13 protein-coding genes and 1 other annotated feature are annotated in these 14002 nt (G+C 37.3%); of the genes, 4 read left to right on the top strand and 9 right to left on the bottom strand.

The window, feature by feature from the left end:
* The first annotated feature begins 237 nt into the window (after nucleotides 1–237).
* Nucleotides 238–1197 carry a sensor domain-containing diguanylate cyclase gene (locus JNUCC41_RS21340; RefSeq protein WP_192204731.1) on the top strand — a complete coding sequence of 320 codons (960 nt, stop codon included), beginning with the start codon at nucleotides 238–240 and terminating at the stop codon, nucleotides 1195–1197.
* Nucleotides 1198–1475: 278 nt separating this feature from the next.
* Here the strand turns inward: JNUCC41_RS21340 and JNUCC41_RS21335 are convergent, their stop codons facing one another.
* On the bottom strand, nucleotides 1476–1655 hold the full coding sequence (locus JNUCC41_RS21335; protein ID WP_076369116.1) for a hypothetical protein: 180 nt from the start codon (nucleotides 1653–1655) through the stop codon (nucleotides 1476–1478).
* The gene (locus tag JNUCC41_RS21330) at nucleotides 1652–2398 is read right to left on the bottom strand and encodes a type II toxin-antitoxin system SpoIISA family toxin (RefSeq protein ID WP_228467687.1); all 747 of its coding nucleotides are present in this window, start codon (nucleotides 2396–2398) and stop codon (nucleotides 1652–1654) included. Before JNUCC41_RS21330 ends, JNUCC41_RS21335 begins: the two co-directional genes overlap by 4 nt.
* Before the next feature lie 315 nt (nucleotides 2399–2713).
* Between JNUCC41_RS21330 and JNUCC41_RS21325 the strand changes: the two genes are divergently transcribed.
* Nucleotides 2714–3799 (top strand): MBL fold metallo-hydrolase, encoded by a 1086-nt coding sequence (locus JNUCC41_RS21325; protein ID WP_342615711.1) that lies wholly within the window; start codon nucleotides 2714–2716, stop codon nucleotides 3797–3799.
* A gap of 297 nt (nucleotides 3800–4096) precedes the next feature.
* Here the strand turns inward: JNUCC41_RS21325 and JNUCC41_RS21320 are convergent, their stop codons facing one another.
* The 4 genes from JNUCC41_RS21320 to JNUCC41_RS21305 all read right to left on the bottom strand — a co-directional run bounded on the left by JNUCC41_RS21320 (nucleotide 4097) and on the right by JNUCC41_RS21305 (nucleotide 8769).
* Nucleotides 4097–5044 (bottom strand): DMT family transporter, encoded by a 948-nt coding sequence (locus JNUCC41_RS21320; RefSeq protein WP_192204729.1) that lies wholly within the window; start codon nucleotides 5042–5044, stop codon nucleotides 4097–4099.
* A 266-nt stretch (nucleotides 5045–5310) separates the two neighbouring features.
* Entirely contained in the window at nucleotides 5311–6777 is a 1467-nt protein-coding gene (locus JNUCC41_RS21315; protein ID WP_192204728.1) for a sodium:solute symporter family protein, read from the bottom strand.
* A 17-nt stretch (nucleotides 6778–6794) separates the two neighbouring features.
* Nucleotides 6795–7016: a DUF3311 domain-containing protein gene (locus JNUCC41_RS27395; RefSeq protein ID WP_192204727.1), complete on the bottom strand. Its 222-nt coding sequence runs from the start codon at nucleotides 7014–7016 to the stop codon at nucleotides 6795–6797.
* 88 nt (nucleotides 7017–7104) lie between these two features.
* Nucleotides 7105–8769, bottom strand: a complete 1665-nt coding sequence (locus JNUCC41_RS21305) for an amidohydrolase (protein WP_192204726.1) — start codon at nucleotides 8767–8769, stop codon at nucleotides 7105–7107.
* Between the two features lie 525 nt (nucleotides 8770–9294).
* Between JNUCC41_RS21305 and JNUCC41_RS21300 the strand changes: the two genes are divergently transcribed.
* Complete coding sequence (locus JNUCC41_RS21300) at nucleotides 9295–9621, top strand: YnfA family protein (RefSeq protein WP_192204725.1); 327 nt, start codon at nucleotides 9295–9297, stop codon at nucleotides 9619–9621.
* Between the two features lie 307 nt (nucleotides 9622–9928).
* Nucleotides 9929–10936, top strand: a complete 1008-nt coding sequence (locus JNUCC41_RS21295; RefSeq protein WP_192204724.1) for an IS1595 family transposase — start codon at nucleotides 9929–9931, stop codon at nucleotides 10934–10936.
* Between the two features lie 124 nt (nucleotides 10937–11060).
* Here the strand turns inward: JNUCC41_RS21295 and JNUCC41_RS21290 are convergent, their stop codons facing one another.
* The 3 genes from JNUCC41_RS21290 to JNUCC41_RS21280 form a co-directional block, all read right to left on the bottom strand.
* Nucleotides 11061–12308, bottom strand: a complete 1248-nt coding sequence (locus tag JNUCC41_RS21290; protein ID WP_370662586.1) for an MFS transporter — start codon at nucleotides 12306–12308, stop codon at nucleotides 11061–11063.
* Nucleotides 12309–12436: 128 nt separating this feature from the next.
* Nucleotides 12437–12684 (bottom strand) — a binding site (T-box leader).
* A gap of 299 nt (nucleotides 12685–12983) precedes the next feature.
* Nucleotides 12984–13415, bottom strand: a complete 432-nt coding sequence (locus JNUCC41_RS21285) for an MFS transporter (protein ID WP_228467401.1) — start codon at nucleotides 13413–13415, stop codon at nucleotides 12984–12986.
* 243 nt (nucleotides 13416–13658) lie between these two features.
* Nucleotides 13659–13835 (bottom strand): hypothetical protein, encoded by a 177-nt coding sequence (locus tag JNUCC41_RS21280; RefSeq protein ID WP_370662542.1) that lies wholly within the window; start codon nucleotides 13833–13835, stop codon nucleotides 13659–13661.
* Nucleotides 13836–14002: the final 167 nt, after the last annotated feature.

Here is a 14002-nt window from a genome sequence, read left to right as displayed (position 1 = left end):
TCCGGCGAATGAAAATTTAATGATATTAAAAAAATGCCGAAAATAAAGTAAAGGTCAATTTTTTAACTTTTTCGTTTACAGATTCAACGATAAAACGAATCCGACCCCTTAATTGAGTTTAGTGGAAAACCCGACTACTGTCACGGTATTCAGATTCCGCTTTTGTGTCTTTGTCGTTCAATATGAAAATAACATCCGGAAAACTAAAAAGACTATAGATAAAAGAGGAGCCTGAGAATGATTCAGCAAGATATCAACTATTATAAAAATTTCGATTCTATCGCTAAAGAAGTATTAGCACTATTAGCTCAAACCATTGAGGTCAATACATTCTTCCTTTCTTTATTGAATCCCATCCAGAGTTTTATGATCAAATCCTTCAATAGAAATGCAGAGTTGATTTGTGAAGGTGACATCCTTCCTTATAATATGGTTTATTGCAAATTAGTTATTGAGAATGGTTTGGAACCACTCGTTATCACGAATTTGAGGGAACATGAATTGACTAGTGGCCATCCCGCAACGGAGTTTATAGGGAATGGGTGTTTTATGGGAGTCCCCCTAATAAATGAGGGTGAAATCATTGGGACATTATGTGCATTTGACATTAAACCCCATGTTTTTAAAGAATATGATCTGATACTCATTAAGTCTTTGGCAGCTTTGATTAGTCATACCATACTTCTTGAAAAAGGGATTATCAGGGATCCTTTGTCAGGTCTATATAATCGGCACTTCATTGATAATTATTTCGAATATCATAAAGATAAAACAAACGATGAAATGGCCCTTCTTTACATCGATCTTGATCATTTTAAATTTTTCAATGATTCTTTTGGCCATGATGCTGGTGACGACGTTATCAAAAAGGCAGCGGAATGCTTTTTGCAAACCGTTCCCGAAGGCAGTCATGTGGCCCGAATCGGAGGTGATGAATTCATTGTATTATTACATCCATCGCATTGTGAAGATTTAATGAAAAACACTCAGCAAAACGCTGAATTATTACTGAAGCATTTATCCACCATGCCCATTCACATTAATGGAAATGATCATTTTGTATCAGCTAGCATAGGAATAAGTTTTTATCCTCATAATGGTACGGAAATGGAGTCACTTTTAAAAAAAGCGGACCGTTCCATGTATTTGGCTAAAGAGTCTGGACGTAAGAAAATTCAATACTTCCACCAGCAGTGATCATCTGAAAAATAAAAAAACCAGTTCTCCTTGGAGACTGGTTTTCTTTTACCTTAAAAAAATCCAACGTTTAGCTTTCAGCTTTTGTAAAAGCTTGAGCAACTCAGCATTTCCCTTATGTATCCGTTTCTCGGATGGTGAAGCGGAGGGGACTGGGATGTTAACTCTCTCGGGTTTTTTGTTCATAATCTGAAAGACCCTTCCTATTCTTTGATTTTGAATAGTATATGCGGGTTCTCCATGAAATATCATAAGGAAAGGAAAAACCCCTTCCCTTCTTATAAAACATTTTTTAATCGGCTGAAGCGTGCAGCTTTTTCTTTTTGTTTCAGGATAATGCGTTCGTTTTGTTTCATCACTTTTTTAGTGTGGGGACTTAAACCTACATCGGGTATTTTCACCTGTGGTTTGATTACGGCAACTGACACGTCATTGCCCGCTTTATCATATATGCTCATTTATCCTTCACCACCTGTTTTTGTTTTATGACCATATCGAACATCATGATTAATAATGCTATTAATAAACAATCGACTTCTGAAACGAAGCTTTCCGATTTAACGTCAAGGATATAAGGTTCCATCAAAATACTAACAGGCTGCAAAGCCATTTTTTCTTCATCATTATAATACGTATCTTCTCTTTCCAATGTAGCACGAATGGTACTGCCATTCAAGTTCGGATGCCCACTTATCACCAATTGCTTATCCTGTTCCGTCTTGAAAGGAAGGATTTTCACGTTCATCCCTTCCTTTGCCGCATATGCTTGCAGGAGAATGCTCAAATAAGCCAAATATTCCTTATTCGTTTGATAATACTCAGGTATTCCTTCCTTTTTTAGGAGATGAAACATATTCTTGACCTTTTCCCTATTATCCGTTAAAAGTTTGTCACTTTCCGCAACGGCTTTTGTTGCATAGGATAGCTCGTTATCGCCAATCTTGGATATATACATGCTCAAGAACACAAACATATCAATCAGGATGAATACGATAGCCATAATCAAGAAATTTTTCCACTCATTAAAAATGCTCATCGGATAGAAATTCCAATAAATCAATGCACCCAATATAAAAATGATATACCAGGTTTTTCGAATCGCTTCAATCCTTTTACTTACCTTGTCTTTATATTTCCAAGAAAGAATGACATAGGCTAATAAAGCAATAAATACTACCCATACAAAGACCCTGAAAAACATTAACAATCGATTTATCACCCTACCCTTCGGCTGCTACATTCCTTATACCGCTCTCTATATTATTCATTATATATACCTCTATTCCCTGCCTAAGACGGGTGAAACTTAAACACTTGTCAGAAGACTTGAGAAAAAACACTCCTCCCAATGTCGGTTTACAATGAATGAATCATATGTTTCACCTTCCATTCCCCTTGTCTCGGAATGGTTTATCTTAATCATATTTTTAGTGGGGCATCATAGTAAATAACCCTATAAATTTTGTGATATGATATGTTTTAATAAAAGTTCTGATTAATACGGAAGGAAGCTATCATGATGAAAATTATTAAGATTCTCATTTCTTCTTTTATAATATTGTTACTTTTCCTAAACCTCTATCCTCCACTTGGAAGACGGACAAACAAAGAAAAAGTGAGAAGTTTCACTACAAAAGAGAATTTTGTCAAGGGGAAATTCCAAAATCAGATTCCTGCCAGTCAAGCGATGAGTCTTAAACATACTGGTTCCATTTTACGTGACTTCATTAAACCTAATCCAAAAAGGAGGCCCGACCGTCCCATTGTAATGGGAACAAAACAAGCTGCATCTGTGAAGTCCAATAAAATCACCTGGTTTGGTCATTCTGCATTCATGTTGGAGTTAGATGGGAAAACCATTTTAGTGGATCCCATGTTTGGCAAAGCGCCCACTCCCTTTCCTTGGTTTGGGAACAAGCGATTTAGCGGTGATCTCCCTATCAATTTGGATATGCTGCCTCCTATCGATGCCGTCCTCCTCTCACATGATCACTATGATCACTTGGATTATTTTTCAATAAAGAAATTAAAAGATAAGGTCAGTCAGTTCATTGTCCCACTAGGTGTCGGTGGTCATCTTGAAAGATGGGGCGTTAAACAAGAACTGATTCAGGAACTTAATTGGTGGGATGAAGTTTCATTCAAGGATTTGCAATTTGTTTGTACGCCTGCAAGGCATTTTTCTGGTAGAAGTTTACGTGATGGCAATACCACACTCTGGAGTTCTTGGATAATTAATGGAAAACAAGAAAAGGTATTTTTCAGCGGCGATAGTGGATATGGCAGCCATTTTAAAGAAATCGGCGAAAAATACGGACCTTTTGATATAACTTTAATGGAATGCGGCCAATATGATGAACGTTGGTCAACCATCCATATGGTTCCAGAAGAAACCGTTCAAGCACACATCGATGTACAAGGAAAACGGATGATCCCCATTCATTGGGCTGGGTTCACCTTGTCTTTCCATGACTGGACAGATCCGATAGAACGGGTAACAAAAGCAGGTAATGATCTTGGTGTCCAGGTTTGCACACCACAAATAGGCGAACCAGTAGTGATTGGTTCAACAGACTTCCCTCAAACAAGTTGGTGGAAATGATAATGGACCATTCAGTTTGTTTAGAAAAGGGGGTCGGAAAACGTTTCTTTCATCAAATGTTGTTCCCGAACCAACTGACCCAAAGCAATATCTTCAACTCCTCGGATATAGTTTCAATCTAAATGCTATACCTAAGTTGATCGGAGCATGTGCGAGACTCCTGCTTAGAAAAGCGCATGTCTGGAGCGGAAATCAACGACTAAATTGTACAAGCCATAAAAAAAACTGTAGACAGCCCGATTTTCAGTTTGTCTACAGTCTTAATGGTCCATCCCTAATGGGACGGACCATTTTCATTCACATTTTCCCTTCATTATATTCCAGTTTCACTTTTATTGAATGCTCTTTCTTCACACCAAAATAATTCGTGCCTATTACACCTAAAATGATTAGTATCGACCCTAAAATATCATAGATGGTAATCTTTTCATTTAAAATGAGAGTTCCTGCCGTTATCGTGACAACTGTGGAAAGGTTAGCAAACACACTCATTTGGGACGCTTTGATTTTTGATAAAATCGTATTGGATAATAACGAAGTGACCAATGAAGCCAATATTCCCAAATACAAAATGGAACTGATGAATTCCATGCTCGACCATGGTGTAAAGAATTCCGCCATCGTTCCTTGTTTTAAGTGGGTGAAGAGCGCAGCCACGTTAAATATGACAAAGCCTGTTCCCATCATGAAAAAGGACATTTCACCTGGCGTATAGTCCTTGGCAAGTGAACGGGTCATCGTTGTGTAACAGGCCGTTGCAATACAGGATAGCAAGATCAATAGCATCCCAAGCATGTCGGAAAAATCGATGGTGCTCCCCTTCATCACAAAAATAAAAATGACCCCGACTACAGACAAAACAATCGAAAGCTTTTGAAATAAAGAAGTTTTCTCCTTCAGGAAATATCCAGCTATCATCAATGTTAGAATTGGGGTGACGGCAGACAGAATTCCAGCATCGGTGGATTGCGAATACTTAAGTCCGAAAGTTTGAAAGGCAAAGAAAAGAGTTGGGAACAATAAGGATAGTGGGATCAGATTTTTAACCGACTCCCATGAATAGTTCACCTTAATGACTTTAACGGCGACCAGGAATAAAATGATGGCGAAAGAAACCGTGAATCGGAACGCCAAAGTATCAAGCGGATTCGATTCTGCAATCGCCATTTTCGTAAATAAGAAAGATAGGCCGACAATACTTGAATGAAATAGTGCTAACATGTATGCAAATGTTCGGGATTTCATGGCTGCAACTCCTCAACTGGATTACTATATTCCTATTTAGGTATAGTACCCTTTGCATCTGTTTTGCAATCCAAGTTAGAGTTAAAAAATCCTGGTCTTTTTAGGGATATTTTACGTATTTGAAATGTAAAAAGACAACAATGTGGTGTTGATATTTTTATTAGCATTTTTTGTTGTTTTAATTTGCAAGAACACTGATGGATACCCGTTTATCATGAGGAACATGAAATTATATTGAGGATTATAAATGCATAAAACTATAATTATTAATCGACAATGGCAGAGTTATTTGGATTGGCTTCTTCTACTTCAATGCTTTTGTAGGCGATCGGTTCTTCAAAAGTGGTCTGATGTTTCTGTTTTCTTTTCAAATACATACTAATTGAATAAGTAACTGAGAAGTTGATCAATAAAGCAATTAAGCCAATATTAATATTCAAGAAATTCATCTGTGCTAAATGCATACAGATGGCGAACAGATCCCCTGCAATGAGGCCTGCTGCAATTCCTGCAGGTCTTATGGATCGGAAAAAGAAAATCGATAATAATCCAGGCAGGAATTGCCCAAATCCATAATATGCTGTGTTAATCAAATTCAGCATCAAGCTTGGCGCCAACAATGTTAGCCCCATCGAACACAACAGATAGAGAAGAACAATAATTTGGACCCATTTCCTCTGGGATTTTTCAGGAACATTACTTAATAAATTCCTGGAAACGAGACCTCCAACTGCCAAACTAGTTACAGCAAGTACTAAAATACCTGAAAGAGCTGCCCCAGCAGCTACCAAACCGACTGCCCAAGGAGGAAGGATGCTTGTAACCGTTGCCATGAAGGCATGGTTGGGATTATCTAAATTAGGTATTGAAACAAGAGCAAAATATGAAGCTAGTATGAGAAAAGGATACATCAACATGTACAATGGCATGAATCTTTGAGTTCGCTTAATTGTCCCTTCTGACTTACTAGTGAATACGACAGAAACGATGATTGGCATGCAATAGAATGCTAATGATTGAAAAAATATAGTGGTCATGCTAAAAACGACATCTTCTGATTTGTCTATCGTAACCATCGCCCCATGTTGCTCCGCCAAATTGAATAGGTTTGACACCCCATTAATTTCTTTTATAACCACTATCCCAGTGATTATGATCGCTAGAAGCATAATTATATCTTTAAGGATAGAAATGAGTGCTGGAGCTTTCACACCAGAAATCGATATATAAATAAATGCTAAACACCCTGAAACAATGACTGACAGTGTTGGGGATAAATTAAAACCTAGGGCATCAAGAGCAACGACGAGTCCCTCAAATTGCAACTGTCCCCATGGGATCATGAAGAGCAATGCGGAAATTGCCACTACTAGTTCCAAACCTCTATGGGAGTAATGCCCTTTGAATATATCCGGAAGAGTCATTGCTCCATACCTTTTCCCAGCTCTCCACATTAAAGGGGCCATATAATATCCAATGGGGTAAGCAAGAAGTATATAACCTAGAAACCAGATGCCATATCCCGGACCTTTGGCGTATATTCCTCCTGGAAATCCAATCATCGTTCCTATACTATATATTTCACCTACGGCGAGGAAGAATAGCAATATTCCACTGAATGATCTGCCTCCTACCAAATATTCTTCAACACCAATTTTCCCTCTTCCACCCCGACTGTTCAATGCGATTCCAATTGATAAGAGTATAATAGATCCAAACACAATCGCCGCCATTATTCATTCCTCCTTATCTACCCCATCTTTTCATTTTTATATTGATGACGATCATAAATATGCCAAGATATACAAAGACAAAGGGTAGTTAGTGGAAACCACATAAACACCCAAAAATAAAGGATGGGTATTCCCAGAACACTAAAATCAAGTTTCGCAATAAAAGGAACGATGCCTATAATGGCCAGAAATGGAATTATCACACCTATGAATATACCAGCTAATTTTCGGCGAGGCATAATTCTCTCCACCTTTCCTTAGATTTTTAAGTATGCGATTCCTATCGAATACTTTGCTAAGTGGGTAGTGTTTTTAAACGACTTAGGTTCAACCTATTAAACTCCAATCCATTTGGTAAACAACTTGACCATCCACAATAGTGGCAAGTACCGGAATATCCTTAATTTCTAATGGATCGACCTTCAGTGGATCTTCTGAAAGAATAACAAAGTCCGCTCTCTTTCCAATCTCGATACTTCCGGTATTCTTTTCATCAAAATTAATTTCCGCACCCCATATCGTCATTGACCTCAGTGCACTTTCTACGTCTATCCTTTGTTCAGGTCCTAATACTTCCCCTCCCATTGTAATGCGATTGACTGCAGCCCAAACTGAAAATAATGGTGAGATGGGTGTTACTGGACAATCGGAATGCAAAGTAAATAACAAGTTATTTTGAAGCGCGTCTCTTAACGGGTTCATTTCGTTGGCTCTTTCAGGTCCAAGGAACATTTTTTTATGCCTATCACCCCAATAATACACGTGATTAATGAAAAATGAACCTGCTATGCCAAGGCTTTTCATTCGTTCTAAATCGTATCTAGTCACGGTTTGCAAATGTTCAATTCGATAGCGGTGATCTATGCGGGGATTTTTTTTCAATGCGAATTCATAAGCATCTAAAATGGAGCCAATGGCCCTGTCTCCATTTCCATGTGTAGTTATGCGAAAACCCCTTTTATTTAAATCAAGAACTTCTTCGTTGAATTCTTTTTGTTCATGTAATAATTCACCGGAAACTTTAGGATTACAATGGTATGGCTGCCGCAATGCTGCTGTTAATCCTTGAATTGACCCATCTTGAAACAACTTAGCACTATCCAGACGGGCGCGACCATATGATTTTTCAATAATCTCCATATTGAGTTCACTTGCTGTATATTTTCCTAATTCATTTCCTTCCCGTAGGATATTGTGCATGACCATTAATTGCATCCGCATTGGATTTTTTCTTTCTGCCATTGCCTGAAGATGGGCTTCTAGTTCAACTATGCCCATATTTAACCCTACACCGGCATCAGTATTTGTAGTGATGCCTTTTTCTACGTAATCCTTAGAGCCTTCGCTTAATAGTGAAACCAATAAATCCAAAGATGGTGCCGGGATCTTCGTTTCCACCAAATTCATAGCAGGCAGCTCATATAATATACCATTCAGTCGCCCTGAACTATCCCGGCCCAGATGTCCACCAGGAGGGTCCAAAACAGTTTCATCAATCCCTGCAATTTTAAGAGCTGCAGAGTTTACCACTCCGAAGTGTGCGGAAACATGCCTGATAAAAACGGGATGATCTGGTACGACTGCATCCAATTCAGCCCGTGTTGGATGCCTTTGTTCTTTTAAAAGGGTATCATCATAGCCAAAACCTAAAATCCAATTCTCTTTTTTAGTTTGTTTGGCGATTGAAAGAAGGCGGGCTTGTATATCTTCAATCTTTTGATTAAGGGGTGAACTGCAGTTTGCTTGTTTTCGAAACTGGGAATACATCAATAAATGGTTGTGGGTGTCGATAAAGCCAGGAAGCAATGTTGCACCTTTTAAATTGATAACTTGTGTCCGGCTGGAATATTCAATGGACGCGCGCGGAGGTTCCAATCCAGTCCAGATTCCGATGATGATTCCATTACTTACTGCTACAGAACCTCCTATACGACTTTTTTTATCTAATGTCAAAACGTTTGCGTTCGTTATCAAGAGATCCACATGAACCATAAAAATGCCTCCTTTAAAGATCTATTTGAATTAATACGGATAAAAGAAGTAACATTAAAGCCTTAAATTTTTTCTTGTCTCTTTCGAAAATAGTATATAACCCACCCATCAGTAATCAGGCGAATACATCCTTCCACTATACGTAATAACATTTCCGCTATTTAATTTCCTCCTTCTTTATAATTGAATATATTTTTACATTTACGAAAACTCATCATAACGTCAGTACCACTTCTTAGTGAATAATACACACAACGTTATAAAAAGTCAATAAAAATTCAGAATATTCCGCCATATATATATATTTTAAACGATCCTACTTTAACGTTTATCAATATTCTTTTAACTTCTATCTTAAAAATATAGAAGGTTACCAGAACTGCCCAAACACCCTCATACCTATATCCCATTAATGAAGAAAAAGATGATTCTCCAGTAACTTTCATTTAGTTAGAACTTTGTTGAAGTATAATCATTTACAGTTGAATATATGATAAAATTTCAACGAGGAAGCGAGGTATATATATGGTAGTTACTACTTTGATTTTCATTATGGCTGGCCTGGCGGAAATTGGTGGCGGTTACCTGATTTGGCTCTGGTTAAGAGAAGGTAAATCCATTTACCTAGGTTTAGCCGGAGGTTTCGGATTGGTGCTATACGGCATCATTGCAACTTTCCAAACGTTCCCAACCTTTGGGCGGGTCTATGCTGCATATGGTGGGGTTTTCATTGTTTTATCGGTTTTATGGGGATGGGGCATCGATAAGAAAACCCCTGATTTATATGATTGGATTGGCGCTGTAATCTGTTTGGTCGGGGTTTCAGTCATTATATGGGGCCCTAGACACTAAGAAATTAAAGGGCATAAGGCCCTTTAATTTATAGGCTGTTTTCTCATACTTTGTTGCTATTTATCAAGTAAAGCGGTGTGGTTGATTTCCCCTCCAGATGCTCGCTTTCCGCGGGGCGGACGGTGAGCCTCCTCGGCGTAAACGCCTGTGGGGTCTCACCTGTCCCGCTGCTCCCGCAGGAGTCTCGCACTTGCGCTCCAATCAACCGTAAATCGTTTATTTTTAAGGCTGTTTTCGTATAGATTGTTGTTTTTTCCACATACTAATTGAACGTTGATATAATCCGTTTTATAGGAGGCGTTTAGTTATGTGGGAAAATGTATACGAAGGTTTCAACGAATTAACTAAGTCACAGCAGATGACTCTATTTGAGGCAATAAAACAAGATTTGTTTCCAGAAGAAACTAATAAAATTGATAAATTGCTCGGATCTATACGTGAAGCTCGATTTGCTTCAGGAATAGGTTGCGTTCATTGTGGAAGTACATCTGTAAAACGCAATGGGAAATATCGTTCAAGGCAACGCTATTTATGTAAGGACTGCAATAAATCCTTCAATGATATGACTAATACTCCATTTTCAGGCTCTAAATATCCAGAAAAATGGGTGAAATATATTGAGTTTATGATTGAGGGGGTTACTTTACCCAAGATAGCTAAACGCTTAAAAATACATATCTCCACTGCATTCTATTGGAGACATAAAATCTTGAACGCAATAGGTAGCCTCGGCTTCAAACAATTAGAAGGTATTGGTGAAAGTGATGAAACATTTTTTCGTGAGTCTTTAAAAGGCCGCCGCGTGATCAATCATAGAAAACCGAAAAAAAGAGGAGAAAAAGACAAAAAAAGAGGAATTTCTAATCTTAAGATTGCCGTAGTTGTAGCTCAAGACCGCAATGGAAATATGGTTGCACGTAAAGCAGGTACAGGGCGGGTTAAAGCTGAAGAAATTGATGCAGTGATAGGTGATTTTATTCACCCATCTGCTTTGTTATGCACTGATACCGCAACAAACTATAAAAAATTTGCCAAGATAAAAGGCTTACTGCACGAGACGATTAATGAACGTAACAAGCAACGTGTAAAAAAAGGTATATATCATATACAGCACGTTAATAACTTTCACAACAGACTAAAGGGTTGGATGGAGCGTTTTCAAGGAGTCGGAACATATTATTTGGATAATTACCTTTACTGGTTTCGTTGGCTAGAAATAGGAAAGAATTTGGCATTTGATAAACAAGTTGAACAAATGCTTATTTCAGCTTGCCAAAGATCTAATTATCATACTGTTGAAATGATCAGGAATTAACCGGCTTTGGTAATTTGGTGTACAAAAAAACGCTCAGAGCATATTTACTCTAAGCGTTATAATTTAAGTTATTCGGTATTAAGGCCCAGATTATTGCTAGAAGAATAGCACCATTAGTCTCGGGTTAAAGACCAATAGTTCCATCAGTTTCACCTTTATAGAATTTTTTATTTGCGGGTATTAAGGTAAATATACACAAGGCTATGGATAATATCATCATTATTAAAACACCTAAAATCACAACTGTCTCAATTGAAGTAATCTGAGCTGCCACTCCCATAATGCTAGTTATTGTTATAACTAAAATCGCTTGTATCAAGCTATAGACACTCCCAATACGTCCCATAACATCAACTGGTATATTGTTTTGATAAAATGTAAGAAAGCCTGTATTAGCATAGGCGATAAAAAAAGCTAGAATAAAAAAACCTACTGCTGCAACGGTAAAAGAATTTGAAAAGGCATATATAATATATCCAGATGAGACTAAAACAGTCCCCAAACCAATTAAAATTGATGTTTCCAGTTTTTTTACTAGTAAGGAATTAATTATAGATCCAACTATAATTCCAGCTCCTGCTATTGTGACCAATAGACCATATTTACTGTCTGACAAAAATAAAACCTCTTTGGCAAAAGCAGCTTCAAGGGAATCTACGGCACTCGCCATTACTACCATTACACAACTAAACAAAAAGTATATCAACATTATGTAACGAGATCGGCGACTAAATTCAACGACAGAATTCCAATCATTTTTTATTATTGCAATCGATAGCCTATTATTCGTTGATGAAGCAACTGTTTGTTTTTCTATATTAGGCATTATTAGCGTAATCATTCCTGATATAAATAATGCTATTGCATTTATATAAATTGCAAATATCGGCGTACCAATAAAAAATAATAACCCTGCAACTGCTGGTCCAATTAAAAATGCTCCGGATGTAACAAGGCTATGTAGGGAATTAAATTGTTTTCTTTTTTCTTGAGGAATTAATTTTGTTATATAAATCATTGAAGTTGGACCAAACATAGAACTCGCCATATTTATAATAAATACAACTATATAAATTAGAGAAATGGATGTCATAAAGGGTAAAAAAGCTATAAATACAGCTCGGAATACATCAAGAAAAACCATAAGTTTTCGTTTGTTTATTCGATCAATCATACTCCCGGACCAAAAATTCGTAACTAGTGAAGCCAAGGGTTTAATGATATAAAGTCCTGATACAGCAAGGGGTGAGTTGGTCATATCCAAAACGATTAAATTAAGAGCTATAAAATAAATCCATTCGCCAACATTTGAAACTCCGATTCCAATTAATAATATGGATGGATATTTCCAAGAAGATAAATTTTTTATCAAAACCATTCTTTCCTCTCTCCTCTCATTATCAAGTAAAAATTCTACTTGTAGGAATAAAATATTTCTTTTTTAGTGTATTTCAATAACCAATATACAAAACAAAAAAATCCCACCCCCAAGACCTGTGTCTTGGGGACGAGATTTATAATCGTGGTGCCACCCCATTTTATTAATATGTCGCCATACTAATCTTATCAGGTACAATAATTCTATACCTTAGCTCTGTAACGGGAGCTCCCGTCACACCATCCCCCCCAATAGGGTTCCAATATGACACTCAGAGTCTTGGTTCAATAAATCATTCTTGCTCCTTCCCACCAAACGGAGCTCTCTATAAAGAATTGATCTTATCTACTCTTCTCTTCATCGCAATTGTTATTAAATCTATAATACCCATATTAACATTATATGTAAATGCGAATCCTAAAAAACAACATTTTTAGATAAGGTATTCTCTCTCAATAGGTGAACAAATATCTCTATTCCATTAAACTGCCTAGTAGATGGATATAACGGGGTTATTTTTCTTCCTGAAAGCAACAATCTTTTAGAAAACAGCCATTTTTAAAAACAACACTCTTTACGAAATGAGCAATTTCTATTACCAAATTCTCCACTTGCAGTGATTCAGCATTGGAGTACGTTATATCATTTTCTTTTCCTGCCTGATTGCAGTCATGTTGCTGAAATTATCCTGAATGAACCAAATCGCCGCTGCTGCATGATGCATGGTATGGCAAAAGCTAAAAAATTGACCAATGACAAGCTCATATCAAGCAGGATCCCGCAGAAAGTAGGAGCAAGTATTCCGCCAATTCTGCCGATGCCCAATGCCCAGCCGGCTCCTGTAGAACGGATTTCATTCGGATAATAATGGGATACATATGCATTCGTGACGATTTGAATGGAAATCAGTATATAAAGCATGATCATGCTTGGCTTGAAACTCGGCATCGTGAGGGTGATGAATCCAATGACCAAAAAAGTTACCAGAATCCCCTTGGAACCATATCTGTCTGCAAGCTTCCCTCCAACAATTGCTCCAAAAACTGCTCCAAGGTTCAATACTACTAAGAATGTCAGGTTTGAACCTAATTCATATCCCACCCTCCCATGATCTTTGGAAGCCATCTACTCAAGCCATATATTACGAACAAAAACATGAGGGTGCTTAAAGTCATTCCTTTTTGGAAACTGGAAGCCCTTTCGTTTCACTTTTGAGTTGCTCCTGAAAGACATAATTATCATTCATGGTGCATTGTCCGTCTAGATTCACTTGATTCAGAACGTCCAACAATTTGCTTTTTTTGTTTTTTATCATTAAATAATTTATTGACTCTTTATTCATTTTTATTGCCATTTCAACTTTGTCCTTTTTCTTCGATGGTCTGCCACCATTCCTTCCTCTGGCTTGCTCTCGTTCTTATTCTGCAATTTTTGCCATTGTACGAAAGAAAAACTTTCATCAATTTTTTTATAAAGTTTTTCTACCTCAAACTTTGTAAGAGCATCAACCTTCATATCCAAGTTTTGTTCCTTCTTACTTACACGTGCATAATCAAATATCATCATTCATCACTTGCAATAGTTTATATAACCCTTTATTAGCACCAAAAACGGTATTAGATATCAAAATTGTTACTTTGATTTTGGGAATGCCATTAAAAACGGTCGCCCTTTACAATTATTGGATT

Source organism: Brevibacillus sp. JNUCC-41, from assembly GCF_014844095.1.
Lineage (GTDB): Bacteria > Bacillota > Bacilli > Bacillales > DSM-1321 > Peribacillus > Peribacillus aracenensis.
The sequence above is the reverse complement of the archived record's forward strand: the minus strand, read 5'-3'. Positions and strand labels throughout refer to the sequence as shown.